Source organism: Blastococcus sp. TF02A-26 (genome assembly GCF_003319125.1).
Classification (GTDB): Bacteria; Actinomycetota; Actinomycetes; order Mycobacteriales; family Geodermatophilaceae; genus Trujillonella.
In genome coordinates, this window is the sequence record NZ_QOHG01000001.1 from 323,383 (window position 1) to 348,383 (window position 25,001).

Below are 25,001 nucleotides of genomic sequence, written 5' to 3' on the forward strand. Positions count from 1 at the left end.
CGACCGAGAGCACCGCCGCCCGGAAGCAGCCCGAGCGGACGCACATCGCACAACAGCACGGGAAGGACGGGGGGAGGACGTGACAGCCACTCCGACCACGGCGATCGACCCCAGGGTGGCGCCGGAGATCGTGTCCTCGGTCTTCTACGGTGCCTCGGTCAGCGACACGCTGGCCCTGCTGGTCGCCGAGATGTCCGACGTCCCCCGGTTGTCGTGGGGCAACGAGGGCGCGGTGCACCTGCTCGGCTACGCCCAGGAGGACCTCCGCGGCCTGCCGGTCGCCCAGCTGCTGCCGTCGCTGCGCGGCAGCGAGCTGAAGCTCCTGCTGCGGCGGGAACGCGCGGCCCGGATGAACCTCCCGGTGCGCACCGCCAGCGGCGTCTTCGTCGAGTGCGTCGTCGTCTGCACCCCCACGCCCAGCGGCCGGATGTGGAACCTGCGGGTCATCTCGGCCGACAACGAGCAGGAGCGCGCCCTGCGCGCCACCGCCGACGCCCACGAGCAGCGCTTCGCCACCCTGACCGAGCGCTCGCCGATCCCCACCCTGCTGTCCGAGCAGGGCATGCGGCTGGCGCACGTCAACGACGCCTTCTGCAGCCTGGTCGGCCTGCAGTCCGAGCAGCTGCTCGGCACCGGGTGGATGGGCTCCATCCACCCCGACGACCTCGACCACGTCATCGAGCAGGTCGCCGTCGTCCTCGGTGGTGGTGACGGCGAGGCCCACGCCCGCCTGCTGCAGGAGGACGGCAGCGAGCGGATGACCGTCATCCGCTTCGCCCACCTGTTCACCCCCGGCGTCGGCGCCGGCTTCGTCGGCACGATCGAGGACATCACCGAGCGGCTGGCCTTCGAGGCGCGGCTGGCGCACCAGGCCAACCACGACCCGTTGACCGGGCTGCCCAACCGGACGCTGCTGGCCGGGCACGTCGCGGAGCGCTTCGTCCGCGGCGCCGCCGGCCTGGCCTGCCTGTTCCTCGACCTGGACAACTTCAAGGTCGTCAACGACTCCCTGGGCCACGCCGCCGGCGACGAGCTGCTCGTGGAGGTCGCCGCGCGGCTGCGGTCGGTGGTCCGTCCGGGGGACCTGGTCGCCCGGTTCGGCGGCGACGAGTTCGTCGTCGTCTGCGAGGACGTCGACGAGGAGGACGCCGTCGCCCTCGCCGAGCGGATCGGCGCGGCCCTCGCGGCGCCGGTGCGCCTGGGCGGCGTGGACGTCCGCCCGTACGCCAGCGTCGGTGTCACGGTCCAGGCCGAGGAGCACACCAGCGCCGACGACCTCATCCGCGACTGCGACATCGCGATGTACCAGGCCAAGAACGGCGGCAAGGGCCGGATCACGGTCCTGGACCAGCAGGCCCGCGCCGAGGCCCGCGACAAGCTCCGCCTGGTCGCCGACCTGCGCGACGCCATCGAGCGGCGCGAGATCAGCCTGCTCTACCAGCCGATCTTCGGCACCGTCGACGGCAGCTCGACGGCGGTGGAGTCGCTCGCCCGCTGGCAGCACGCCGAGCGCGGCCCGATCAGCCCGACGACGTTCGTCCCGCTGGCCGAGGAGAGCGGGCTCATCGGCCCGCTGGGTTCCCTGGTGCTGGACGAGACCTGCCGGCAGCTGGCCGAGTGGGACGCGCTCCTGGGCCCCGACGCGCCCCGCCGGGCCAACGTCAACGTGTCGGCGCTGCAGCTGGACGACAACCTGCACGCGCTCGTCGAGGCCGCGCTGCTCCGCCACGAGCTGCACCCCTCGCGGCTGTCGATCGAGATCACCGAGTCCGCGCTCATGCAGGACCCCGCGGCAGCGCGGGGGATCCTCCAGCAACTGCGCGACCTCGGCGTCCAGCTGGCCATCGACGACTTCGGCACCGGCTACTCGTCCCTGGCCTACCTGCGGCACCTGCCGGTGGACTGCCTCAAGGTCGACCGGTCGTTCGTCGCCGAGCTCGCCGAGGGCCACACCGAGATCACCACGGCCGTCATCGCGCTCGCCGGCAGCCTCGGCCTGTGCACCGTCGCCGAGGGCGTGGAGACCGCCGAGATGGCCGAGCAGCTGACCCGGCTCGGGGCCACCTACCTGCAGGGCTTCGGCCTGGCCCAGCCGATGAGCGGCACCGGTGCGGCAGCCTGGTTCGCCCAGCGCGCGTCGCAGGTGGCGGCCCCGGCCGTCCTGCCGTCCCTGCCCGTCCCGCGGGACCCCAGCCCGTGACACCGACCCGTCCCGCCACGCCCCGTCCCCCCGCGCCATCCCGACCCACCCCGGAGCAGACGTGACCCCCCCGCAGCTCGCCGCAGCGCCCTCGTTCGACCTGGACCGGCTGCTGACCAGCATCGACACGATGGCGGCCCAGAAGCCGGTCGCCGCGCAGATCGTGTCGGTCGCCAACTCCGACGACACCAGCGCCCGCGCGCTCGCCGACATCCTCGCCGCCGACGTCGCCCTGGCCAGCCGGGTGATGAAGCTGGCCAACAGCGCCTACTTCGGCATGCGGGGCCGGGTCGGCACGCTGCAGTTCGCGGTGACCGTCGTCGGCTTCACCACCGTGCGCACCATGGCCACCGTCGCGCTGACCGACCTGGACGACGAGTCGCGGCTGCCCGAGGACTTCTGGCGGAGCACCACCAGCGTCGCCCTGGCGGCCTCCCTGCTGGCCCCCCGCTTCGGCGAGCGCCCGCAGGACGCGCTGTGCCTGGGGCTGCTCGCCCAGGTCGGTGTCGCGCTGCTGCACCACAACGACCCCGAGGGCTACCGGGAGCTGGTCGCCGAGGAGCCGACGTTCCCCGGCCGCCGCGCCGCGGAGGTGCGGCGCTACGGGATCTCCGGGATGCGGCTGACCAGCGTCGCGCTGGAGCAGTGGGGCTTCCCGCACGGGATGGTGGCGCCGCTGAGCGCCGTCGACGACCGCAGCTCGACCGACGGCGCGCTGCTGCGCTGCGCCTTCGAGCTCGCCGCCCGGCTCACGCAGGCCGGTTACGAACCGGTCGACGTGTCCGAGCTGACCGGTGGCCAGCTGCGCGAGGACGTCGTCGGGCCGGTCCTGGACCAGGTCGCCCAGGACGCCGACGAGCTGCGCCGGGCGATGCTCGACAGCTGAGCCCCACAGCAGGACGGCCGGCGCCCCGTGCGGGACGCCGGCCGTTCTGCCGTGGTGCGGGTCAGCCGGTGAAGGGCGCGCCCAGCGGGTCCACGGTCGGGTGGTCGCCGACGGTGGCGGCGAGCCGGTCGAGGGCCCAGTCGCCGTCGCCGAGCACGTGGTCGATGGCGGTGAGCCGGCTGGTGTAGTGGCCGACCTTGTACTCCGCGGTGACCCCGATGCCGCCGTGCAGCTGGATGGCCTCCTTGCCGATGTGCCGGCCGGCGCGGCTGGTCTGCAGCCGGGCCCGGTCGGCGGCGGCGACGACGTCACCGCCGGCGTCGGCCACCATGCTCGCCCACAGCGCGGTGCTGCGGGCCAGCTCGAGGGACACGTACATGTCCGCGGCGCGGAAGGTGAGCGCCTGGAACTTGTTCAGCGTCACCCCGAACTGCTTGCGCTGCGTCAGGTACTCCGAGGTGGTGCGCAGCGCGGTCTCCATCGCGCCGACGGCCTCGTTGGCGTAGGCGATCCGGGCCAGCGCGAACGCCTTCTCGATCTCGGCGGTCCGGTCGCCGGTGCCCTCGCCCAGCAGCCGGGCGGGGGTCGACGCGAACGTCACGTTGGCCGCGCGGCCGCCGTCGTGGGTGCGGTAGCCGGTGCGGGTCAGCCCCGACGCGTCGCCGTCCACCACGAACAGCGCGGTGCCGCCGTCGGTGACGGCGCTGACCACGAGGACGTCGGCGCGGGCGCCGCCCAGCACCGGCTCCTTGACGCCGGTCAGCGTCCAGGAGTCGCCGTCGGCGCTCGCGGTGACGCCCTGCGCCGCCGCGCTCCACCGGGTGGTGGGCTCGGCGTGGGCGAAGGCGAGGACGCTGCTGCCCTCGCTCAGCGGGGCGAGGAGCTCGGCCCGCTGCTCGGCCGTGCCGACCGCCGCGACCAGGCCACCGGCCAGGACGACGGCCTCGACGAACGGCTCGGGCGCCAGCACCCGGCCGATCTGCTCGGCGACGATGGCCACCTCGACGGGGCCGGCGCCCATGCCGCCGTCCTCCTCGGCGAAGGGCAGGCCCAGCACGCCCATCTCGGCCAGCTGGCCCCACGTCTTCTCGTCGAAGCCGGGGTCGTTCTTCGTGACCTGCCGCCGCTGCTCGGCGTCGCCGTAGGCGCGGTCGAGGAGGCCGCGGACGGCCTCGCGCAGGTCGTTCTGCTCGCTGTCGAACTCGAAGTTCATCTCGTCAGAGCCCCAGGATCGTGCCGGCGATGATGGTGCGCTGCACCTCGTTGGAGCCTCCGTAGATGGAGACCTTGCGGTAGTTCAGGTACTCCGGCGTGGCCACGCGGGCCCAGTCGGGGACCTCCGAGCCGCCGTCGGCGAACGAGGCCAGCGAGAGCGGGCCGGCGATGTCGACCAGCAGCTCGGTGGCGGCCTGCTGCAGCTCCGAGCCGCGGAGCTTGAGGACCGACGAGGCGGGGTGCGGCCGGCCGTCGGCAGAGTTGGCGACCACGCGCAGCGCGGTCAGCTCCAGCGCGAGCAGCTCGTTCTCCACCTCGGCGATGCGCCCGGCCATCCGCGGGTCGTCCAGCAGCGTGCGGCCGCCGACCTGGATCTCGCGGGCGAGCTCCTTGGCCAGCTTCAGGTAGTACTTCGTGGTGCCGACCCGGGCGATGCCGACCCGCTCGTTGCCGAGCAGGAACTTGGCCATCGTCCAGCCCTGGTTCTCCTCTCCGACGAGGTTCTCGGCCGGGACGCGGACGTCCTCGAAGAACACCTCGTTGACCTCGTGGCCGCCGTCGAGCAGCTCGATGGGCCGGATGGTCACGCCGGGGGTGTCCATCGGGAAGAGCAGCAGCGAGATGCCGCGCTGCTTCTTCTCCGCGGTCGGGTCGGTGCGGCAGAGGCAGAAGATCCAGTCGGCGTGCTGGCCGAGCGTGGTCCAGGTCTTCTGGCCGTTGACGATCCAGTCGTCGCCGTCGCGGACCGCGGTGGTGCGCAGCGAGGCCAGGTCGGAGCCGGCGTCGGGCTCGGAGAAGCCCTGGCACCACCAGATGTCGAGGTTCGCCGTCTTGGCCAGGAAGCGCTCCTTCTGCTCCTGGTTGCCGAACTGGGCGAGGACCGGGCCGATCATGCTGGTGTTGAAGGCCAGCGGCTCGGGGACGCAGGCCAGCTGCATCTCCTCGCGCCAGATGTGCCGCTGCAGCGGCGTCCAGTCACGGCCGCCCCACTCCACCGGCCAGTGCGGCACGGCCAGGCCCGCGGCGTTGAGCGCGCGCTGGGCCTCGACGTACTGCTCCTTGCTGACGTGGCGGCGGGCGGCCACGGTGTCCCGGATCTCCTGGGGCACCTGCGTGGTGAAGAAGGTGCGCATCTCCTCCCGGAAAGTCTCGAGCTCCGGGGACAGCTGCAACCGCATCGGACCTCTCTCCTGACGTCGGCCACCGTGGGCGACGCCCTCTCGTGCGTGGTGACCCTGACGATCCCACACGTATTACCGGCGGGTAGCACGGGCCGCCGGACCGCGCGCGCCGGGAACCGGGCGGCCGCGACGGCCGTTGCCGCGACATGGAGCTGACCTGCCCGAAGTGCCACGGGACCATGCGGACCTACGAGCGCAACGGCGTCCACGTCGACCAGTGCGGCGACTGCCGCGGCATCTTCCTCGACCGCGGCGAGCTCGAGCGGCTGATCGACGCCGAGAACGCCTGGCACGGCGGCGGGACTCCGCAGGCCGCGCCGGCCGCCGAGGGGCGCTACCGCTCCGACCACGACCGCGACGAGGACCGGTACCGCGACCAGCAGCGCGCGGCGTCCTCCGGTGGGCTGGGCGCCGTGGTCAGCGAGGTGCTCGGCCAGGTGCAGGGCCGCTCCCACTCGAGCAGCTCGCACGGCTCCTACGGTCAGCCGTACAAGAAGAAGCGCAAGGAGTCGTTCCTCAGCGACCTCTTCGGCTGACCCGCTCTCCTACGCGGGCCGGCTCCGGGCCGCCCGCAGCGCGAGCCGGCGGGCGAGCGGGTCGGCCAGCCGCGGGGCGAGCGGCCCCAGCACGGCCAGGACCAGCACGTAGGCGGCGACCGTCGGCCCGAACTCCGGGACGACGGCGCCGCCGACCAGGCCGGCGATGATCAGCGAGAACTCGCCGCGGGGCACCAGCGCGGCGCCGGCGCGCAACCGGCCGGCCGGCCCCACCCCGGCCCGGCGCCCGGCCAGCCACCCGGTGGCCACCTTCGTCGCCACCCCCACCAGCGCGAGGCCGAGCGCGGGCAGCAGCACCGCGGGCAGCTCGCGGGGGTCGATCGACAGCCCCGCGAAGACGAAGAAGACGGCGGCGAACAGGTCGCGCAGGGGGCCGAGGAGGCCGCGCAGCCGCTCGACCAGCTCGCCGGAGAGCGCGATGCCCAGCAGGAACGCGCCGACGGCGGCCGAGACGTGCACCGCCTCGGCGCCCCCGGCGACCAGCAGCGCCAGCCCCAGCACGCTGAGCAGCAGCACCTCGTCGGAGCCGGTGCCGACGGCGCGGCTGAGCAACTGCCCGTGCCGCAGGGCCACCACCAGCACGACCACGAGCACGCCGAGCGCGACCGCGATCGACGCGGCGGCCGAGGCCCCGCCGGACGCGGCGAGCAGCGCGGTGAGGATCGGCAGGTACGCGGCCATGGCGAGGTCCTCGAGGACCAGCACCCCGAGCACGGCCGGTGTCTCCCGGTTGCCCAGCCGGCCGAGGTCGGTGAGGACCTTCGAGACGATGCCGGAGGAACTGATCGCGGTGACCCCGGCCATGGCCAGCGCCGCGGTCGGACCCCACCCGGCCACCAGGGCGAACGCCGCCCCGGGCAGCCCGTTGAGGAGCAGGTCGACGACACCCACCGGCGCCTGGCGGCGCAGGGTGCCGACCAGCTCGTCGGCGGTGTACTCCAGGCCGAGGACCAGCAGCAGGAGGACGACGCCGACGTCCGCGCCGGCCTCGATGAAGTCCTCCGGCGCGTCGAGCGGCAGCAGCCCGCCGGTGCCGAACGCCAGCCCGGCCAGCAGGTACAGGGGCACGGGGGAGAGGCCGATCCGGCCGGCGAGGCGTCCGATCACCCCCAGCGCGAGGACGACGGCGCCCAGCTCGACCAGCAGCCGCGCCGCGTCGCTCACGGGGAGTGCAGCAGAGCGCGGACCCGCGCCACCCCGTCGGCGGTGCCGATCACGATCAGCCGGTCGTCGGCCTGGAAGCGGAAGTCGGGGGTGGGGGAGGCGACCGCCTCACCCGCCCGGAGGACGGCGACCACGGAGGCGCCGGTGCGGGTGCGCAGCGCGGTGTCGCCGAGCGTCGCGCCGACGTACGGCGAGCCGGGGAGGATCGGCACGCCCTCGGTGGCCAGCCCGGACACCTGCTCGCGCAACCGGGACAGCCGCTCGGTGATCCGCGGGGCGCCCAGCAGCTCCGCGACCGCATCGGCCTCCTCGGGCGTCAGCTCGACGGTCGCGGCCGTGGCGTCGGGGTCGACCTCGTCGTAGAGGACGAGGTGCCGGGCGCCGGTGGACTGCGAGACCACGCCGATCCGCCGTCCGGACGCGGTGAGCAGGTCGTGCCGGAGGCCGATGCCCGGCAGGCGGGTCTCCTCGACCTCCACCGTCGTCCCCTCTCCGCCGCTGGCAGCTGCAGGGTCAGGCTAGGGGCCGGCGCGTGCCGGAGCCGCACGCGGGGCAGGGGAGGGTGCGTGTTCGACGTCGACTGGATGGACCTGCTCTGCCGGGCGGTGCTGCGGGAGCGGACCGGGGAGCTCGTCGCCGAGGCCTGCGCCTGGACGGTGGGCCTCTCCGACCGGCCGCACCACCTGCGCCGCCGCGGCCGGCTCGTGGAGACCGGCGGCACGATCGGCGACCGGGCGGCGACCGGGCTGATGCTCAGCGGCGACGAGGACGGCCGGCTCGACCTCGGTGACGCCCGCCCCGGCTCGTTCGCCGACGCGCTGAACGCCGTCGGCGCGGACGGGGTGGTCTTCGCCGACCACTTCGACCGCGAGGTCGTGGAGCCGTTCGTCCTGACCACCTGCGTGCGCGCGGCCGAGCGGGCCCGGGACACCCGGCCTGCGGAGTGGCGGGAACTGCTCGACGACCTCGGCGAGGACGGCACCGACCTGGTCGAGGTGGTCCGGGCGGGGGAGTGGGAGGTGCCGCTGCGGATCGACGCCGAGCACCTCGTGCTGGCCGCGCTGGGCGGCGTCCCGCTGCTGCAGGTGGAGGCCGAGGGGCTGCCGCTGTCGCTCGTGCGCCGCGCCGAGGCGCTGACCCGGGAGGCGGCGCCGCCACCGGCACCGGCCGCGCCCGTCGCGGACCCGGCGGCCTCCGGCGCGGTGTTCCTCGCCCGCGCGGCCCTGGCCGGCGGCGACCCGCCCGAGCCGGTGGTGCCCGCCGACGCCGACCGGCTGCTCGCCCTGCTGCTGGCGGAGGGCATCGAGCCCGACGAGGTGGCCGACGTGCTGCCGCACCTGCCGCTGGCGCCGGGCACCGCCGACACCGTGCTCGGGTTGCTCGCCGCCGGGCGCTGAGCCGGCTCAGTCCCCGGTGAGGCGGGCCAGCACCCGCGGGAGCAGGTCACCCGGGACGGCGTCGGGGTCGGACAGGGTCTCCACCGCGAGGCCGTGCACCAGGGCGAGGACGACGACGGCGAGGGACTGCGCGTCCCACCCGCCGACCCCGCGCTCGGCGAGGAAGCCGGCCACCACGCCGGTGACCCGGTCGCGCACCGCGCGGCGGGCGGCGACGAACGCCGGGCGCACCGCGGGCTCGCGCACTGCCCGCTGCCAGAACTCGAGGAAGAGGACCTGCCAGCGCGGATCGAGCCGGTGCAGCTCCGTGGCGACGGCGGACAGGGCCTCGGGCAGATCCCGGGCCGCGGCCATCGCGGTCTCGACCGCGGCGAGGCGGGCGGCCACCTCGTCCTCCATGAGGGCGAGGAACAGCTCGTCCTTGCCGGCGAAGTTGGAGTAGACGGCGCCCTTGGTGAAGCCGGCCGCGGCCGCCACGTGGTCCAGGCTCGCGGCGGCGAAGCCCCGGTCGGCGAAGACCTCCCGCGCGCCCTCGAGCACGCGGGCGCGGACGTCCGCCCGTGTCGGTCGAGGTGTGCGCGGCGACACCTCGGACGTGGTGGACGCGGGCACGACGACGAGGATACTCGTCGGTATCCAATACCTAGCGGTATCGAGGTGAGTCATGACCCGTCCGGGGGCCCCGGGACCCGCGCGCACCGGCACCGTCCGCACCGCGGTGCTCGTGCTGGGCGTCCTGCTGCTGCAGCTCGGCTTCGTGCTCAGCTACATCGGCGCCTTCCACTCGCCCACGCCGCGGGAGGTGCCGCTGGCCGTCGTCCTCCCGGCCGGCGCCCCGGCGGACGCGGCCGGCGACGTCGTCGACGCGCTGAACGGCATCGACGGGTCGCCGCTCGACGCGCGCGCGGTGGCCGACGAGGCGGCCGGACGGGACCTGCTGGCCGACCGAGAGGTCGACGGCGTGCTGCTCCTGGGGGCCGGCACGGAGGACCGGCTGCTCGTGGCCGGCGCCGAGGGCGGCGCGCTCGGCACCGCCCTGGAGACCGTGCTCGAGCGGGTCGACGCGACCCAGCAGCGCACGGTGACGACCGAGGACGTCCTCCCGGCCGACGAGCAGGACACCCGCGGCCTGTCGCCGTTCTACCTCGCCGTCGGGTGGGTGGTCGGCGGCTACCTGGTCGCCGCGATCATCGGCGTCGCCTCCGGCCCCGCGACGACGGCACGGGCCGCGGCGGGCCGGCTCGGTGGACTGGCCGCGTACGCCGTGGCCTCCGGCGTCGGGGGAGCGCTGGTCGCCGGGCCGCTCCTCGGCGCGCTCGACGGGCCGTTCCCGGCGCTGTCGGCGCTCGGTGCGCTGGTCGTCTTCGGCGTCGGCGTTTTCACCATGGCGCTGCAGGGCGTGCTCGGACTGGTCGGCGTGGGGGTGGCGATCCTGCTGTTCGTCGTCCTCGGCAACCCCAGCGCCGGCGGTGCCTACCCCGGCCCGCTGCTCCCGCCCTTCTGGGCCGCGATCGGACCGTGGCTGCCGCCGGGCGCCGGCACCGACGCCGTGCGGGCGCTGGTGTACTTCGACGGCACCGGGGCCGGGCAGGGCGTCCTCGTCCTCGCCGGCTACGCGGTGGCGGGGGTCCTGGGCTCGCTGCTCGCGGCCGGCCGCGGCGCCAGCAGCCAGGTGACCAGCGCGGTCAGCACCGAGACGGCGCAGCCGGCCAGCGCGAGCGCGGTGTAGCCCCCGGCGGAGGGGTACGGCGCCCCGGCCGGGGTCGCCGCCGCCAGTGCGGCGGCGACCAGCGCGCTCCCGGTGGAGAAGCCGACGTAGCGCAGCACCTGGTTGAGGCTCATGGCGCTGCCGGTCTCCCGTCCCGGCACCGCGGCCACGACGAGGGCGGGCAGCACCGCGAAGCAGGCGCCGACGCCGAGGCCGGCCACCGCCATCACCCCGGCGAGGGCCCAGAGGCCGGTCGGGGTCGTCGCGTACAGGCCCAGCGCGGTGGCCAGCAGCAGCGCGCCGGCCGGGAGGGACACGTGCGGGCCGGCGCGGTCGGTCAGCGCCCGGGCGGCCCGGCTGGCCGCCACGCTGAGCAGGGAGAACGGCACGAGGACGAGGCCGGCACCCACCACCGAGGCGGCGGACCCGTAGCCGGAGGTCTCGGGTGTCTGCGCGTAGAGCGGCACCGAGGCCAGCAGCAGGTAGTTGGCGAGGCCGACCAGCAGCGACGTCAGGTGTGCCGTGGCCGCCGTCCGCCCCCGGGCCAGGCGCAGGTCGACCAGCGGCGCCGGTGTGCGCAGCGACCACGCCACCCACCCGGCCGCGGCGAGCAGGCCACCGGCGGCGAGGGCGAGCAGGGCGGGCGACGTCCAGCCCCACGTGTCGCCCTCGCCGAGCACCAGCAGGCCGGCGGCCAGCGCGGCGCCGAGCAGGACGGCGCCGACGGCGTCGAGCCGGCGCGGCGGGCGGTCCGGTGGCGGCGGGAGCACCACGGCGCCGGCGGCCAGGGCCAGGCCGCTCACCGCGGCGCCCAGCCAGAAGGCGGCGTGCACGCCGCCGAGGTCGGCGACCAGCCCGGCGACCGGGTAGCCGAGGCCGACGCCGGCGACGACGGTGATCGACAGCGCCGCGACGGTCGCGCGCTGCCGGGCGCCGGTCAGCGCGTCCCGCGCGGTCGCCATCGCCAGGGGCGCCAGGCCCAGCCCCAGGCCCTGCAGCGCCCGGCCGGCCAGCAGCTCCCCGAAGCCGACGGGGAGGGCGGCCAGCACGCTGCCGGCCAGGACGGCGGCGAGGGTCGCGAGGACGACGGTGCGGCGGTGGCGTCCGTCGCCGAGCCGCCCGAGCACCGGGGTGGCCACGGCGCCGACCAGCAGGCTGATCGTGAGCGACCACTGGGCGTCGTGCACCGGGACGTCGTAGGCGTCGGCGATCGCCGGGACCAGTGGCGCGCCCAGGCTGCTGATCACCGCGACGACGGCGACGCAGAAGACCAGGACGGGGGCGAGGGCCCGGCCGGTGATCGGGGGAGGAGGCGCGGTCACCCCTCGATCGGCAGACCGGTGTAGTTCTCGGCCAGCTCGCGGGCCGCGGTCTCCGACGAGCACACCCGGCGCAGCTGGGAGAGCTGCAGCTGGGCGTCGAAGTCGTCGCCGGAGGTGTGCAGCATGGAGGTCATCCACCAGGAGAAGTGGGTGCAGCGCCAGACCCGGCGCAGGGCGGTGTCGGAGTAGGTGTCGACCAGGTCGGTCTCCTTCTCCTTGAGCAGCCGGGTGAGGGCGGTGGCCAGGAGGGTGACGTCGGCGACGGCGAGGTTGAGGCCCTTGGCGCCGGTGGGCGGGACGATGTGCGCGGCGTCGCCGGCGAGGAACAGTCGGCCGCGGCGCATCGGCGCGCTGACGAACGAGCGCATCGGCAGGATCGACTTCTCGGTGATCGGGCCGGTGCTGATCTCCCACCCGTCGAGCGCGAACCGGGTGGCCAGGCCCTCCCAGATGCGGTCGTCGGACCAGTCCTCGATCCGCTCGGCCGGGTCGACCTGCAGGTACAGCCGGGACACCGTGGGCGAGCGCATCGAGTACAGGGCGAAGCCGTCGGGGTGCCAGGCGTAGATGAGCTCGTCGGTGGCGGGCGCGGCGTCGGCCAGGATCCCGAGCCAGGCGTAGGGGTAGGTCCGCTCCCACACCTGCGCGCCCGCGGACCCGGCGGCGACGACCGCCCGCGAGGGGCCGTGGAACCCGTCGGTGCCGGCGATCACGTCGCACTCGAGCACCTGCGGGGTGCCGTCGGCGTCGGTGAAGCGGATGCGCGGGGAGTCGCCGTCGACGTCCTCGGGGACGACGTCGGAGACCTCGAACAGCAGCGGCGGGCCGCCGGCCAGCTGGGCGGCGATGAGGTCCTTGGTGACCTCGGTCTGCCCGTAGACCCACACGGTGCGGCCGCACAGCTCGGGGAAGTCCAGGGTGTGCCGGGTGCCCGGGTACTGCAGGTGGATGCCGGAGTGCTCGAGCCCCTCGCGGCGCAGCCGGTCGCCCACGCCCGCGGCGGTCAGCGTGTCGACGGTGTGCTGCTCGAGGATGCCGGCGCGGATCCGGGCCTCGACGTAGTCCCGGGACCGGTTCTCCAGCACGACCGAGTCGATGCCCTGCAGGCTCAGCAGCCGTGAGAGCAGGAGGCCGGCCGGGCCGGCACCGATGATCCCCACCTGAGTGCGCACGCCGCCGAGTGTGACCGCGGGCATGCCGGCGCGGAACCCGGTGCTGCCGCTCAGTGGAAGTCGCGCACCCGGGCCAGCTGCCGGCCGATGCCGCGGGCGGCGACCTCGAGCACCGGCGCCAGCCGGGTCACGTCGCGGCGCGAGCTCGGCACCACGACGCCCAGGGCGGCGGCCACCACCGGCGTCCCCTCGACCTGCACCGGGACGGCGACCGAGTGGGTGCCGAGCGACATCTCCTCGGCGGTCCGGGCGTACCCGCGGCGGCGCGTCTCCGCCAGTTCCCGGCGCAGCCGGCGGGGGTCGACGACGGTGTGCCGGGTGGCGCGGGTCAGGGACCGCAGCACCTGCTCGACGACGTCGTCGGGCGCCGCGGCGAGCAGGACCTTGCCGACGGCGGTGGCGTGCAGCGGCAGCCGGCTGCCCACGGAGCTGACCACCGATACCGACTCGCGGCCGGAGATCCGCTCCACGTAGAGGGCGGTGTGCCCCTCCCGGACGGCGAGGTGCACGGTGTCGCGGGTGGCGGTGTGCACGTCGAGCAGGAACGGCGCGGCCACCGACCGCAGCTCGGCCTGCACGGGTGCGAGCAGCCCGAGATCCCACAGCTTGCGGCCGACCTCGTAGCGGCCGTCGGGACGCCGGACCAGCCCGCCCCACCCGGTCAGCTCGGCGAGCAGCCGGTGCGCCGTGGAGAGCGGGGTCCCTGACCGTTCGGCGATCTCGGTCAGCGACAGCCGGGGGTTCGCGGCGTCGAAGGCGTCGAGGACGGCCAGGGCGCGCGAGGTGACCGACCGGCCGGTCTCGGCCGCTCCTCCGGACACGACGACTCCTTCCGGCCAGTGGAACCACGGGCTTGGGGAGGGTAGACCCGCGCCCTACGGTCGCGGCATGACGCGGAGCACGTCCGACGGCGGTCTCACCCTGCCGCGGTACCTGGTCGAGGACCCCTCGCAGCGCACCCCGCTCGCCTTTCCCGACTACCGCAGCACCGCGCTCCGGGCGCCGCTGCGCGAGCCGGTCGACCTGCCGCACCGGCTCACCGAGGTGACCGGACCCGTGCTCGGCGAGGACCGGGTGCTGCCGCACGACGCCGACCTGACGTGGCGCAACGGCGGCGAGGCGGTCGGCCAGCGGGTCCTCGTGCACGGGCGGGTGCTGGACAGCGACGGCCGTGCGGTGCCGCACGCGCTCGTCGAGGTCTGGCAGGCCAACGCCGCCGGCCGCTACCGCCACGTCGTCGACCAGTGGCCGGCGCCGCTGGACCCGCACTTCGACGGGCTCGGCCGGGTGGTCACCGACGACCTCGGCCGCTACGAGTTCCTGACGATCAAGCCCGGCGCCTATCCGTGGGGCAACCACCACAACGCCTGGCGGCCGGCGCACATCCACTTCTCGCTGTTCGGCCGGGCGTTCACCCAGCGCCTGGTCACCCAGATGTACTTCCCGGACGACCCGCTGTTCGGGCAGGACCCGATCTACAACGCCATCCCGCCGGCCGCCCGGCACCGCGCGGTCAGCCGGTTCTCCCTCGAGCGGACCCAGGACAACTGGGCGCTGGCCTACGAGTGGGACATCGTCCTGCGCGGCGTCGACCAGACCCCGTTCGAGGCCCTGTCCGAGGGCGCAGACGACGGGGACGTGGCGTGAGCGCCCCGGTGGACCCGCTGGACGTGCCGGCCGACCCGCCGGGCCCCTTCCAGCCGCGGTCCGGGCAGCGCGGCAGCGGGTTCCTGACCGGGCCGCTGCGGCGGGGCACGACTCCCAGCGCCACCGTCGGGCCGTACCTCGCGATCGGGCTGACGTGGGCCGACGGCGAGTGGGCCGCCGCGGAGGGCACCGAGGGCGGGTTCTGGATCCGCGGCCGGGTGCTCGACGGCAACGGCGACGTCGTCCCCGACGCGATGGTCGAGACCTGGCAGGCCGACCCCGACGGCCGGTTCCCCTCGCCGGAGGACCCGCGGGGCGCGGCGGCGTACCCGGGGTTCCGTGGATACGCCCGGTCGCAGACGCTCACGGGCGAGTTCGCCGTCTTCACGCTCAAGCCGGGCCGGGTGCCCGACGGCGAGGGCGGGCTGCAGGCGCCGCACGTCGACGTCTCGGTCTTCGCCCGCGGGCTGCTCGACCGGGTGGTCACCCGGATCTACTTCGCCGACGAGGAGTCGGCCAACGCGGAGGACGCGGTGCTCCGGACGGTCCCCGGCGACCGGCGTCCGACGTTGCTGGCGACGCCCGCCCCGGACGGCTACCGCTTCGACGTCCGGCTCCAGGGGGAGTCCGAGACCGTCTTCTTCGCGGTCTGAGCGTGGTCCGGACGGTGCTGGTAGGCAGAGCGGCGTGACAGGTCTCCTCGACGGCACCTTCGCGCGCGGTGCTGCCGCGGCGGCGGTCTCCGGCGACGCGTGGTTCCGGTCCCTGCTGGCGGTGGAGGCGGCGCTCGCCCGGGCCGCCGCGAGCGCGGGTCTCGTGCCGACCACGGCCGCCGACGCCGTCACCGCCGCGTGCGCCGACCCGGGCCGGCTGGACCTCGCGACCGTCGTCGCCCGCGCGGCCGACGCCGGGAACCCCGTGCCGCCGCTGGTCCGCGCGCTGACCGAGGCGGTGGGGGAGCGCGACGCGGTGGCCGTGCACGTCGGGGCGACCAGCCAGGACGTCGTCGACACCGCGCTGGTCCTGATGAGCCGCGACGCGATCGGGGCGATCGACGCCGACCTCGCCGCCGCCGCGGCGTCGGCGGCGGAGTTGGCCCGGGCCCACCGCGACGACGTCGTCGTGGGCCGCACCCTCCTGCAGCAGGGGCTGCCGACGACCTTCGGGCTCAAGGCCGCCGGCTGGCTCGCGGCGCTGGACGGGGCGCGGCTGCGGCTGGCCGAGGCGGTGGCCGGGCTGCCGGTCCAGTACGGCGGCGCGGTCGGGACGCTGGCCGCCAGCGGCGGTGCCGGGGTGCAGGTGCGCGCGGCGCTGGCCGAGGAGCTCGGGCTGGCGACGACGGCGGTGCCCTGGCACACGGTGCGGCTGCCGGTCGCCGACCTCGCGGGGGCCCTCGGCACGGCGGCCGGCTCGGTGGCCACGGTCGCCGTCGACGTCGTCCTCCTGGCGCAGTCCGAGGTCGCCGAGGTGGCCGAGGTCAGCGCGTCGCGAGGCGGCTCGTCGGCCATGCCGCACAAGAACAACCCCGTCGCGGCGATCTCCGCCCGGGCCTGTGCACGCCGCGCGCCCGGTCTGGTGGCCACGCTGTTCGCGGCCATGGAGCAGGAGCACGAGCGGGCCGCGGGCGCGTGGCACAGCGAGTGGCCGGCGCTGACGGACCTGCTGGTGACCGTGGGGTCGGCGGCGTCCTGGCTCGCCGAGTCGCTGGCCTCCCTGCGGGTGTCGGCCGACCGGATGGGCGCCACCGCGGAGGCCGCCGCCGAGGGCCCGCTCGCCTCAGCCCTGGCCGAGGCGCTCGCGCCCACCCTGGGCCGGGCCGCCGCGCACGACGCCGCCGCCGAGGCGACCCGCACCGCCCGCGCCTCCGGACGCTCCCTGGCCTCGGTGGTGCGGGAGCGCACCGACGTCGACGCCGCCGCGGTGCTCGCCGCCGCGGCCCCGGACGTCGGCGAGGCGGGTGTCCAGGTGGACGCCGCACTGGCCGAGCACACCGCTCTCACCGAAGGAGAGGCATGACCGCCGTCGAGGTCGCGTACACCGAGGACGGGCCGGCCGACGCGCCGGTCGTCGTCCTGTCCAACTCGCTCGGGGCCACCCGGGGGATGTGGGACCCGCAGGTGCCGGCGCTGGCCGAGCGCTACCGGGTGGTCACCTACGACACGCGTGGTCACGGCGACTCGCCCACGCCGGCCGGTCCGTGGACCCTCGACGACCTGGTGGACGACGTCGTGGCGCTGCTCGACCGGCTCGGTGCACCGCGGGCGCACGTCGCCGGGATCTCCCTCGGCGGCATGACCGCGATGCGGCTGGCCGCCCGGGCGCCGGCGCGGGTCGACCGGATCGCCGTCCTGTGCAGCTCGGCGAAGGCGGACCCGCAGGGCTTCCGCGACCGTGCGGCCGCTGCCCGGTCCGGTGGGACGGCGCCGCTGGCGGCCCCGGTCGTGAGCCGCTGGCTGACCCCGGAGTACGCGGCGTCGCACCCGTCGCTGGTCGCGCGCCTGGAGGCGATGATCGCCTCGTCGGACGACGAGGGGTACGCCGCCTGCTGCGAGGTCGTCGCCGACATGGACCTGCGGGAGGACCTCGGGCGGATCACGGCGCCGACGCTGGTCGTCTCCGGCGCCGAGGACCCCTCGCTGCCGCCCGAGCACCAGCAGGTCATCGCCTCCGGGATCGTGGGATCGGAGTTCCTGTCGCTGAGCCCGGCCGCGCACCTGGCCAACCTGGAGCGGACGCTCGAGGTGACCGGCGCGCTCCTGGCGCACTTCGACGGCGCCGGGCGATGACCGGACCGGACCTGTCCGACGAGGAGCGCCGGACGGCAGGCATGCGGACCCGGCGGGAGGTGCTGGGAGACGCCCACGTCGACCGCGCCGTCGCCGGCACGACGCCGTTCACCGCGGACTTCCAGGACTTCATCACCCGCGTGGCGTGGGGGGACGTCTGGCAGCGGCCGGGGCTGACCCGGCGCGAGCGCAGCATCGCCACGCTGTCGATCACCGTCGCGCTGCGGCACTGGGACGAGTTCGCCCTGCACGTCCGTGCCGCGGTGAACAACGGCCTGACCGACGAGGACATCGCCGAGGTGCTGCAGCACGCCGCGGTCTACGCCGGGGTGCCGGCCGCCAACCACGCGTACAAGGTGGCCGGGCCGATCCTGGCCGAGCTGCGCGCCACCACCGACTGAGAGGGAGACATGGCACTGCTCGAGGACGGCGCCTGGCACGGCCGGATCTGGACCGGCGCCTGGACCGACGGGTCCGGCGGCACCTACGACGCCGTCGAGCCGGCGACCGGGGACGTCATCGCGCCCGTGGGCCGCGCGACTCCCGCCGATGTCGAGGCGGCGGCGGTGCGGGCGGCCGGCGCGCAACGATCCTGGGCGGCAGCGCCGTTCGAGGAGCGGGCGCGGGTGCTGCGCCGGGCCGGCTCCGTGCTGGAGGAGCACGCCGAGGAGATCAAGGGCTGGCTGGCCCGGGAGTCCGGGGCGATCCAGCCCTTCGGCGACTTCCAGGTGCACACCAGCGCGCAGGAGTGCTTCGAGGCCTCGGCGCTGCCCTCGCACCCGTACGGCGAGCTGCTGCGCACCGGCTCGCCACGGCTGTCGTTCGCCCGCCGGGTGCCGGCCGGTGTCGTCGGGGTGATCGCCCCGTTCAACGTGCCGACGATCCTCGCGATCCGTGCCATCGCCCCGGCGCTCGCGCTCGGCAACGCCGTCGTCCTCAAGCCGGACCCGCGCACCGCGATCTCGGGCGGCGCCGTGTTCGCCCGCGTCTTCGAGGAGGCAGGGCTGCCGGCCGGCGTGCTGCAGGTGCTGCCGGGCGGTGCCGACGTCGGCGAGGCGCTGGTGGTCGCGCCGCAGGTCCGGGTCATCGCGTTCACCGGGTCGACGCGGGCCGGTCGGGCGGTCGGCGCGCTGGCCGGGCAGCACCTCAAGCGCGCGCACCTGGAGCTCGGCGGCAACTCGGCGCTCATCGTGCTGCCGGACGTCGACGTGACCGCGGCGGCGTCCGTCGGGGCGTGGGGCACGTTCAGCCACCAGGGTCAGATCTGCATGGCGACCTCGCGGCACCTGGTGCACGAGTCGATCGCCGAGGAGTACACGCAGGTGCTCGCGGAGAAGGTGGCCCAGCTGCCGGTGGGGGACCCGTTCCGCGAGCAGGTGGCCCTCGGGCCGCTGATCGACGAGGGCCAGCGGGACCGGGTGCACGGGCTGGTGACGGCGTCGGTCTCCGCGGGCGCGTCGGTGCGCACCGGCGGGACCTACGAGGGGCTGTTCTACCGGCCGACCGTGCTCGCCGACGTGACCATCGACCACCCGGCGTACGCCGAGGAGATCTTCGGCCCGGTCGCGCCGGTGACGCCGTTCTCCTCGCTGGACGAGGTCGTGAAGCTGGCCTCCGGCACCGAGTACGGGCTCTCGCTGGGCATCCTGACCCGCGACGTCTACGCCGGGCTGCAGCTGGCCGAGCGGATCCCGTCGGGGCTGGTGCACATCAACGACCAGACCGTGAACGACGAGGCGGTGGCGCCCTTCGGCGGTGTCGGTGCCTCGGGCACCGGCTCCCGCCACGGCGGTCCGCAGGCCAACGTCGAGGCGTTCACCGAGACGCAGTGGGTGACGCTGCGGGGGGACCTGCCGGCCTATCCGTTCTGACCGGCCGCTCCGGACGGTCCTGACGCGGGTGCTCATGACCGGGATGGTGGCCGGTCGTGCGGACGGGACGGGATCGGCCGTCCACAGGCCGGAGGTCTGTCCACAGGTCACGAATGGGCAGGTCAGCCGTCCAGCCTCGCGACATGATCGAACACGTGATCGATGTCGGAGGTGGTGGGGCGACCGAGGTGGAACGGCTGCTCGACGCCGGGGTCGCCGCCCTGTCACAGGCCACGGCCGCGTGGTCGGACGAGGCGAGGGCAGCGGGGCGGGGCGTGCGAGCCCTCGCGTCCTTCGCACGCCTGCGGCCGCAGGGAGCGTTCGACCGGCAACCCGGTGAACAGGGCGCGATGTCGGCGAGCACCCGCGAGGGGCGACCGGAGGTCCTGACCGGGGTCAGCGAGTGGGCGGTGGACGAGGTCGCGCTCGCCCTGCGGATCAGCGGTCCCGCGGCGGCGGGTCGGTTGAGTGACGCGCTGGTCCTCGTGGACCGTCTTCCCGCCACCCTGGCGTTGCTGGAGGCCGGCCGGATCAGCTGGGGTCACGCCCGGCAGATGATCACCCAGGTCGGTCCCGTGACCGACGACGGGCTCCGGGCGCAGGTCGAGGCGCGGGTGCTGGCGCTGCTCAAGGACAAGACACCACCGCAGCTGGGGGACTGCGCCCGCCGGATCGTGCTGCGGGAGGACGCCGACGCCGCCGCCCGACGGCTGGTCGCCGCCGTGCGTGACCGGGGGGTGCGGCTGTTCGACCGGCGGGACGGGGCGGCAACGCTTGCGATCGACCTGCCCCTCCCGGTCGCGGTGGCCGTGTACCGGGCGCTCGAGGCCTACGCCGAGGAGCTACGCACCGAGGGCGACGAGCGGACCAAGCAGCAGCGGATGGCCGACGCGGTCACCGACCTGCTGCTGCGGCCGGGCGAGAACGGGCTGCCGCCGGTGTCGATCGCGCTCACGTTGATCGCCACGCTGGAGACGATGCTCGGCGGCAGCGAGCCGGGGCAGGTCGAGGGGCATCTCGTGCCGGCCGAGGCGGTGCGCGAGCTGGGCTACACGTTCGGCCTGATGCCACGTCCGGCACCGCAGTCGGCTGGGCACCCGGCGGAGGCCCAGCCGGCCCCTGGGAGACCATCAGAGCCGGAACACGAACCGGAACCGGAATCGGAGCCGGAGCCGACGGAGGAGCCGACAGCGGAGGCGACCCCGACTCCGGCGCAGGCACCCACGACCCCTGTCCGTGATCGCCCTCTGGCGGAGTGGATGGCGCTCGCCGCTGCCCGGCACGAGGCCGCGGTCGCCGCTGCGCTGAGCGGCGCCGACCAGGCCGTCGCCGAGGGGACCTGGACCGACGGCGAGGAGCGTGCACTGCTCGACCTCGGCGCGCTGATCGGCGTCCGCGACCTCACCGGCACCGGTCTGGCCCACCGACCGCACATCGCCGTGGTCGACATGCTGCGCGGCAGCCTCGTGGCGCTCACCGACGCCATCGGCATCCGCCGCGGCGGATCGCTGGGCCCACCGGGCGGCACGGCCGAGCACGATCCGCCCGCCGCGCTCGACCGGTTCGTCCGACTGCGGGACCGCCGCTGCCGGTTCCCCGGCTGCCGGGCCCGCGCCCGCACCTGCGACCTCGACCACCGCCGCGAGTGGCCGCACGGCCCGACCACCCACGCCAACCTGTGCTGCCTCTGCGAGCACCACCACCGGCTCAAGCACCAGGCGCCCGGCTGGCGGTTCGACGTGCCCGACGACCCTGCACACGACAGCGCACTCGTCGTCACGACGCCCGGCGGCGACACCCGCGTCAGCCACCCACCGCGGTTCGGCAGCGACCTCGACGTCCCGCCGTGGTGACGGTCGTGCCACGGCGGGGAGGGGCGCGCACGAGGATGGGGAGGTGGCGGACGACTCCCCGACGGTCGAACTCAGCCGGACCGAGCTGCAGGCGATCAGTGACTTCGCCGCACGGTGCGCCCGCCCCGTGCTGGGGACCTTCGAGGACACCCGGCCAGGGGACACCCGCCCGCGGGCCGCGGTCGAGGCCGCCGAGGCCTTCGTCCGCAGCGGAGAACGCACCAAGGCGCTCCGGGACGCCGCGTGGGCGGCACACCGGGCAGCCCAGGAGGCGCGCGACGCGGGACAGGCCGCGGCGAGCGCTGCGGCGCGCGCGGCCGCCGACGCCGCCGGCTCGGCGTTCCTCCACCCGCTGGCGAAGGCGACGCAGGTCCGGCACGTCCTGGGCGCTGCCGCGCACGCGGCCCGTGCGCGGGAACTGGCCGCCAGGGAGGATCCGCCCGTCGCCGCCGACCACCTCGCTGCCGTCCGCGAGCTCGCCGGCCCCGTGGTGGTTCGCGTCCTGCGGAGGTATCCGCCCGCACCGCCGGGCGGTGGCCGCGTGGGAGAGCTGCTCCGTCGGCTGGACGCGCTGTTGCGCTGAGGGCGCGGGATGCTGACCGGCGGGGGCGGAGCGACCGCCAGGGGACAGGGGGCCGACGTGTCGGCAGCTCGAGTGGTGATCGCCGGAGGAGGCATCGGCGGCCTCGCCGCGGCGGCCTTCCTCTCCCGCGCGGGGCTGGAGGTCTCGGTCCACGAGCAGACCGCCGAGTTCCGCGAGATCGGCGCGGGGCTGGTGGTCGCGCCGAACCTGGTCCGGCTGCTGCGTCGGCTCGGGCTGGCCGCCCGGCTCGCCGACGTCGGGGTCCGCCTCGAGGTGGGCTGGGAGTTCCGCCGCTGGCAGGACGGCCGCGTCCTTTTCGCCCAGCAGCTGGAGCGGTCGGCCGAGATGTACGGCGAGGACACCTGGGTGGTGCACCGCGCCGACCTGCTGGAGCTGCTGCGCTCCGCCGTCCCCGCCGAGGCCGTCCACCTGGGGCAGCGGGCGACGGGCGTCGAGCAGGACGACGACGGCATCCGGCTGCAGCTGGCCGACGGCACCGCGGTCGAGGGCGATGCCGTCATCGGCGCCGACGGGATCCACTCGGTGCTCCGCGGCGCCGTCACCACGCCGGGGCCGCCGCGCTACAGCGGGCTCTGCGCCTGGCGTTCGCTGGTCCCCGCCGACGCCGCGCCCGAGCTCGCCCGTCGCCCCGCGCAGACCCTGTGGCTCGGTCCCGGCCGCCACCTCGTGCACTACCCGGTCTCCTCGGGCCGGCTGGTCAACCTCGTGGCCTTCACCCCGGCCGGCGACTTCGACGTCGAGTCCTGGGAGTCGCGCGGCCGGGTCGAGGACCTCGCCGCCGAGTTCGCCGGCTGGGACCCGCGGCTGACCGACCTCGTCGCCGGTGCCGGCGAGGTGGGCCGCTGGGCACTGCTGGACCGCGACCCGATCCCCACCTGGACGGCGGGACGGCTGGCGCTGCTGGGCGACGCCGCCCACCCGATGGTCCCGTTCTTCGCCCAGGGTGCGGGGCAGGCGGTGGAGGACGCCGCCGCGCTCGCCGTCTGCCTGAGCGATCCGGGGGCGACGGTCCCCGAGGCCCTCGCCCGCTACCAGGCCGTCCGCGCTCCGCGGGCCACCCGCGTGCAGACCGCCAGCCGCGGCCGGCAGGGCTCCCACCACCTGCCCGACGGCCCCGAGCAGCAGACCCGCGATGCCGCCTTCGCCGGCGACGACCCCCTCGCCCACAACGAGTGGCTGTACTCCTACGACGCCGAGGAGGCCGCCCGCACCGCCCGGTGAACCAGCCGCAGCGGCTGCCCCGGCTGCAGCTGCGCGCACCGGTCGACGTCGGCCTCGTCCACGTACCCGATGACCGGGTAGCCGCCGGTGACGGGCGCGTCGGCGAGGAAGAGCACCGGCAGACCGGACGGCGGCACCTGCAGCGCCCCGCGCAGCATGCCCTCGCTGGGCAGCTCGCCCTCACGCGCGCGGCGCAGCGGCTCGCCGCCGGACAGCCGCAGCCCCACCCGGTTGCTCTCCGCGGTGACCGTCCACGGCTGGGTGGTGAGCGCCGTCCAGGCGTCGTCGGCGAACCAGTCCTGCCGCGGGCCCGGCCGGACCCGCACGGACACCTCGTCCCCGGGCGGATCGGACAGCGGCGCGAGGTCGGCCGCCGGCATCGGCTCGCGCGCCGTGCCGACCGGGAGGACGTCGCCGACCGCGACCACCGGCGGGCCGAGCCCGGAGAGCAGGTCGGTCGAGCGCGACCCGAGCACGGGCGCCACCTCGATGCCGCCGCGCAGCCCCACGTAGGTGCGCAGCCCGGTCGGGGGTGGGCCCAGCCGCAGCTCGGTGCCGGCCGGCAGTGGCCGGGGCGCGTTGTGCGCCACGGAGCCGGGACAGCGGGCCCCGGTGGTGACGACGGTCAGGTCGGCCCCGGCCCGCAGCGCCAGCCCGCCGAGCGTGACCTCCAGCAGCGCGGCGTCCGGGTCGTTGCCCAGCAGGCGGTTGGCCAGCGCGGCGGCGCCCCGGTCGGCCGCCCCCGACCGGCCGACGCCCAGGGCGCCCCGGCCCGGACGGCCGAGGTCCTGCACGGTCGTCAGCGGACCGGTCGCCAGGACGGTGACGCAGCGGCCGGTCATGCGGCGACGAACCGCACCCGCACGCCCGGCCGCAGCAGCGCGGCCGGATCGCGGTCGAGGTCGAACACGGCGACGTCGGTGCGGCCGATCAGCTGCCAGCCGCCGGGGGACTCCTGCGGGTAGACGCCGCTGAACGGCCCGGCCAGGCCCACCGCGCCGGCCGGGACGCGCGTGCGCGGGGTGTCGCGGCGGGGCACGTCCCACGGCTCGCCGTCGGGCGTGCAGTAGCCGAACCCGGGGGCGAACCCGCAGAAGGCGACCGTCCACGCGGTCCCGGTGTGCCGGGCCACGACGTCGGCGGGGGAGACGTCCCAGAATGCCGCGACGTCGGCCAGGTCCGCGCCGTCGTAGTGCACGGGCAGCTCCACCGTCTCCGCGGTCCCGGCGCGACCGGGCCGCGGACGGATGCGACGGACCGCCGCCTCGACGTCGGGCAGGGCCGCCACCGCGGGGTCGGTGACGAGCAGGACGGTGCGGGCGGCGGGGACGACGTCCACCACACCGGGCAGCGGATCGTCCACCAGCGCCGCGTAGAGGCCGAGGACCTGGTCGAGGTCGTCGACCTCGACCAGCAGCGCGGTCGACCCGCTGGGCAGGACGCGCATCAGCCCGCGAAGGGGGCCAGCGCCACCCCTGCCCCGGTCAGCTCCGAGCGCACCCGCCGGGCGATCGCCACCGCGCCTGGAGTGTCGCCGTGCACGCAGATCGAGTCCGGCCGCAGCAGCAGCGAGCCGCCCTCGACGTCGGTGATCGGCTCGCCGGTGGCCATGGCCAGGCAGCGGCGGGCGATCGCGTCGGCGTCGTGCAGCACCGCTCCCGGCAGCCGGCGGGAGACCAGCGTGCCGTCGGGGGTGTAGGCCCGGTCGGCGAAGGCCTCGGCCACGGTCCGGAGACCGGCGTCGGAGGCCTGGCGCAGGAACGCCGACCCGGGGAGGCCGAGCACCGGGAGGTCGGCCGAGTACTCGACCACCGCCCTGACCACGGCCGCGGCCTGCTCCTCGTGCGCCACGATCGCGTTGTAGAGCGCCCCGTGCGGCTTCACGTAGCTCACCCGGGTCCCGGCCACGCGGGCGAACGCCTCCAGGGCACCGATCTGGTAGAGCACGTCCTGGGTGAGCTCGTGCGGCTCGACGTCGACGAACCGCCGGCCGAACCCGGCCAGGTCCCGGTAGGCGACCTGGGCGCCGACCGCGACCCCGGCGGCCGCGGCCTGCTCGCACACCCGGCGCAGGATCACCGGGTCGCCGGCGTGGAACCCGCAGGCGACGTTCGCACTGGTCACGACGTCGAGCAGTGCCTCGTCGTCGCCCAGGGGCCACTGGCCGAAGCCCTCGCCGAGGTCGGAGTTGAGGTCCACGGTGTCCATCCTGCTGCC

Annotated in this window: 25 protein-coding genes; 14 read left to right on the forward strand and 11 right to left on the reverse strand. The window is 75.7% G+C overall.

The features are described 5' to 3' along the window. The first annotated feature begins 79 nt into the window (after positions 1-79). Both DQ240_RS01565 and DQ240_RS01570 read left to right on the forward strand, forming a co-directional pair. Positions 80-2,200 carry a bifunctional diguanylate cyclase/phosphodiesterase gene (locus DQ240_RS01565; protein ID WP_233498404.1) on the forward strand — a complete coding sequence of 707 codons (2,121 nt, stop codon included), beginning with the start codon at positions 80-82 and terminating at the stop codon, positions 2,198-2,200. 61 nt (positions 2,201-2,261) lie between these two features. After that, positions 2,262-3,086, forward strand: coding sequence for an HDOD domain-containing protein (locus DQ240_RS01570; protein ID WP_233498405.1), 825 nt, complete (start codon positions 2,262-2,264; stop codon positions 3,084-3,086). Between the two features lie 61 nt (positions 3,087-3,147). Here DQ240_RS01570 and DQ240_RS01575 read toward each other — a convergent pair whose 3' ends face one another. After that, positions 3,148-4,299: an acyl-CoA dehydrogenase family protein gene (locus DQ240_RS01575; protein WP_113837857.1), complete on the reverse strand. Its 1,152-nt coding sequence runs from the start codon at positions 4,297-4,299 to the stop codon at positions 3,148-3,150. A 4-nt stretch (positions 4,300-4,303) separates the two neighbouring features. Continuing rightward, positions 4,304-5,479, reverse strand: a complete 1,176-nt coding sequence (locus tag DQ240_RS01580; protein ID WP_113837858.1) for an acyl-CoA dehydrogenase family protein — start codon at positions 5,477-5,479, stop codon at positions 4,304-4,306. A 182-nt stretch (positions 5,480-5,661) separates the two neighbouring features. On the opposite strand from DQ240_RS01580, the gene DQ240_RS01585 reads away from it, so the two are divergent. After that, the gene (locus DQ240_RS01585) at positions 5,662-6,018 is read left to right on the forward strand and encodes a zf-TFIIB domain-containing protein (RefSeq protein WP_233498406.1); all 357 of its coding nucleotides are present in this window, start codon (positions 5,662-5,664) and stop codon (positions 6,016-6,018) included. Between the two features lie 9 nt (positions 6,019-6,027). On the opposite strand, the gene DQ240_RS01590 is transcribed toward DQ240_RS01585, so the two are convergent. Both DQ240_RS01590 and DQ240_RS01595 read right to left on the reverse strand, forming a co-directional pair. Continuing rightward, positions 6,028-7,203 (reverse strand): cation:proton antiporter, encoded by a 1,176-nt coding sequence (locus DQ240_RS01590; protein ID WP_113837860.1) that lies wholly within the window; start codon positions 7,201-7,203, stop codon positions 6,028-6,030. Beyond that, positions 7,200-7,682 carry a cation:proton antiporter regulatory subunit gene (locus DQ240_RS01595; RefSeq protein WP_113837861.1) on the reverse strand — a complete coding sequence of 161 codons (483 nt, stop codon included), beginning with the start codon at positions 7,680-7,682 and terminating at the stop codon, positions 7,200-7,202. The genes DQ240_RS01590 and DQ240_RS01595 overlap by 4 nt, the downstream gene beginning before the upstream one ends. Before the next feature lie 87 nt (positions 7,683-7,769). Between DQ240_RS01595 and DQ240_RS01600 the strand changes: the two genes are divergently transcribed. Then, on the forward strand, positions 7,770-8,600 hold the full coding sequence (locus DQ240_RS01600; protein ID WP_113837862.1) for a hypothetical protein: 831 nt from the start codon (positions 7,770-7,772) through the stop codon (positions 8,598-8,600). Positions 8,601-8,606: 6 nt separating this feature from the next. Here the strand turns inward: DQ240_RS01600 and DQ240_RS01605 are convergent, their stop codons facing one another. Next, positions 8,607-9,212, reverse strand: coding sequence for a TetR/AcrR family transcriptional regulator (locus tag DQ240_RS01605; protein ID WP_158548480.1), 606 nt, complete (start codon positions 9,210-9,212; stop codon positions 8,607-8,609). 52 nt (positions 9,213-9,264) lie between these two features. Here DQ240_RS01605 and DQ240_RS01610 point away from each other — a divergent pair, with 52 nt between their 5' ends. Continuing rightward, positions 9,265-10,329 (forward strand): DUF3533 domain-containing protein, encoded by a 1,065-nt coding sequence (locus DQ240_RS01610; RefSeq protein ID WP_199588967.1) that lies wholly within the window; start codon positions 9,265-9,267, stop codon positions 10,327-10,329. Here the strand turns inward: DQ240_RS01610 and DQ240_RS01615 are convergent. The 3 genes from DQ240_RS01615 to DQ240_RS01625 are packed head-to-tail and all read right to left on the reverse strand — an operon-like array spanning position 10,212 to position 13,623. After that, positions 10,212-11,630 carry an MFS transporter gene (locus tag DQ240_RS01615; protein ID WP_233498407.1) on the reverse strand — a complete coding sequence of 473 codons (1,419 nt, stop codon included), beginning with the start codon at positions 11,628-11,630 and terminating at the stop codon, positions 10,212-10,214. The two genes, DQ240_RS01610 and DQ240_RS01615, sit on opposite strands and share 118 nt — an antisense overlap. Beyond that, a complete protein-coding gene (locus tag DQ240_RS01620) occupies positions 11,627-12,802 on the reverse strand; it encodes a 4-hydroxybenzoate 3-monooxygenase (protein WP_113838000.1) in 1,176 nt (391 codons plus the stop codon). The genes DQ240_RS01615 and DQ240_RS01620 overlap by 4 nt, the downstream gene beginning before the upstream one ends. Positions 12,803-12,852: 50 nt before the next feature. Next, positions 12,853-13,623, reverse strand: a complete 771-nt coding sequence (locus DQ240_RS01625; RefSeq protein WP_113837864.1) for an IclR family transcriptional regulator — start codon at positions 13,621-13,623, stop codon at positions 12,853-12,855. 67 nt (positions 13,624-13,690) lie between these two features. On the opposite strand from DQ240_RS01625, the gene pcaH reads away from it, so the two are divergent. The 9 genes from pcaH (at position 13,691) to DQ240_RS01670 (ending at position 22,784) form a co-directional block, all read left to right on the forward strand. After that, positions 13,691-14,449 (forward strand): protocatechuate 3,4-dioxygenase subunit beta, encoded by a 759-nt coding sequence (pcaH, locus tag DQ240_RS01630; RefSeq protein ID WP_113837865.1) that lies wholly within the window; start codon positions 13,691-13,693, stop codon positions 14,447-14,449. Continuing rightward, on the forward strand, positions 14,446-15,102 hold the full coding sequence (gene pcaG, locus DQ240_RS01635) for a protocatechuate 3,4-dioxygenase subunit alpha (RefSeq protein WP_233498408.1): 657 nt from the start codon (positions 14,446-14,448) through the stop codon (positions 15,100-15,102). The genes pcaH and pcaG overlap by 4 nt, the downstream gene beginning before the upstream one ends. Positions 15,103-15,136: 34 nt before the next feature. Further along, complete coding sequence (gene pcaB, locus DQ240_RS01640; RefSeq protein WP_113837866.1) at positions 15,137-16,465, forward strand: 3-carboxy-cis,cis-muconate cycloisomerase; 1,329 nt, start codon at positions 15,137-15,139, stop codon at positions 16,463-16,465. Then, entirely contained in the window at positions 16,462-17,235 is a 774-nt protein-coding gene (gene pcaD, locus DQ240_RS01645; RefSeq protein ID WP_113837867.1) for a 3-oxoadipate enol-lactonase, read from the forward strand. The genes pcaB and pcaD overlap by 4 nt, the downstream gene beginning before the upstream one ends. Further along, entirely contained in the window at positions 17,232-17,636 is a 405-nt protein-coding gene (gene pcaC, locus DQ240_RS01650; protein ID WP_113837868.1) for a 4-carboxymuconolactone decarboxylase, read from the forward strand. Before pcaD ends, pcaC begins: the two co-directional genes overlap by 4 nt. 9 nt (positions 17,637-17,645) lie before the next feature. Continuing rightward, a complete protein-coding gene (locus DQ240_RS01655) occupies positions 17,646-19,106 on the forward strand; it encodes a benzaldehyde dehydrogenase (RefSeq protein WP_113837869.1) in 1,461 nt (486 codons plus the stop codon). 155 nt (positions 19,107-19,261) lie between these two features. Beyond that, complete coding sequence (locus DQ240_RS01660; RefSeq protein ID WP_158548482.1) at positions 19,262-20,959, forward strand: HNH endonuclease signature motif containing protein; 1,698 nt, start codon at positions 19,262-19,264, stop codon at positions 20,957-20,959. A 43-nt stretch (positions 20,960-21,002) separates the two neighbouring features. After that, entirely contained in the window at positions 21,003-21,542 is a 540-nt protein-coding gene (locus tag DQ240_RS01665) for a putative immunity protein (RefSeq protein WP_113837871.1), read from the forward strand. A 57-nt stretch (positions 21,543-21,599) separates the two neighbouring features. Then, entirely contained in the window at positions 21,600-22,784 is a 1,185-nt protein-coding gene (locus DQ240_RS01670) for an FAD-dependent monooxygenase (protein ID WP_199588968.1), read from the forward strand. Here DQ240_RS01670 and DQ240_RS01675 read toward each other — a convergent pair. The 3 genes from DQ240_RS01675 to DQ240_RS01685 are packed head-to-tail and all read right to left on the reverse strand — an operon-like array spanning position 22,748 to position 24,992. After that, positions 22,748-23,626 (reverse strand): biotin-dependent carboxyltransferase family protein, encoded by an 879-nt coding sequence (locus tag DQ240_RS01675; RefSeq protein ID WP_113837873.1) that lies wholly within the window; start codon positions 23,624-23,626, stop codon positions 22,748-22,750. The genes DQ240_RS01670 and DQ240_RS01675 overlap by 37 nt on opposite strands. Next, on the reverse strand, positions 23,623-24,231 hold the full coding sequence (locus tag DQ240_RS01680) for an allophanate hydrolase subunit 1 (RefSeq protein ID WP_113837874.1): 609 nt from the start codon (positions 24,229-24,231) through the stop codon (positions 23,623-23,625). Before DQ240_RS01680 ends, DQ240_RS01675 begins: the two co-directional genes overlap by 4 nt. Next, entirely contained in the window at positions 24,231-24,992 is a 762-nt protein-coding gene (locus tag DQ240_RS01685; RefSeq protein ID WP_113837875.1) for a LamB/YcsF family protein, read from the reverse strand. The genes DQ240_RS01680 and DQ240_RS01685 overlap by 1 nt, the downstream gene beginning before the upstream one ends. Positions 24,993-25,001 lie beyond the last annotated feature (9 nt).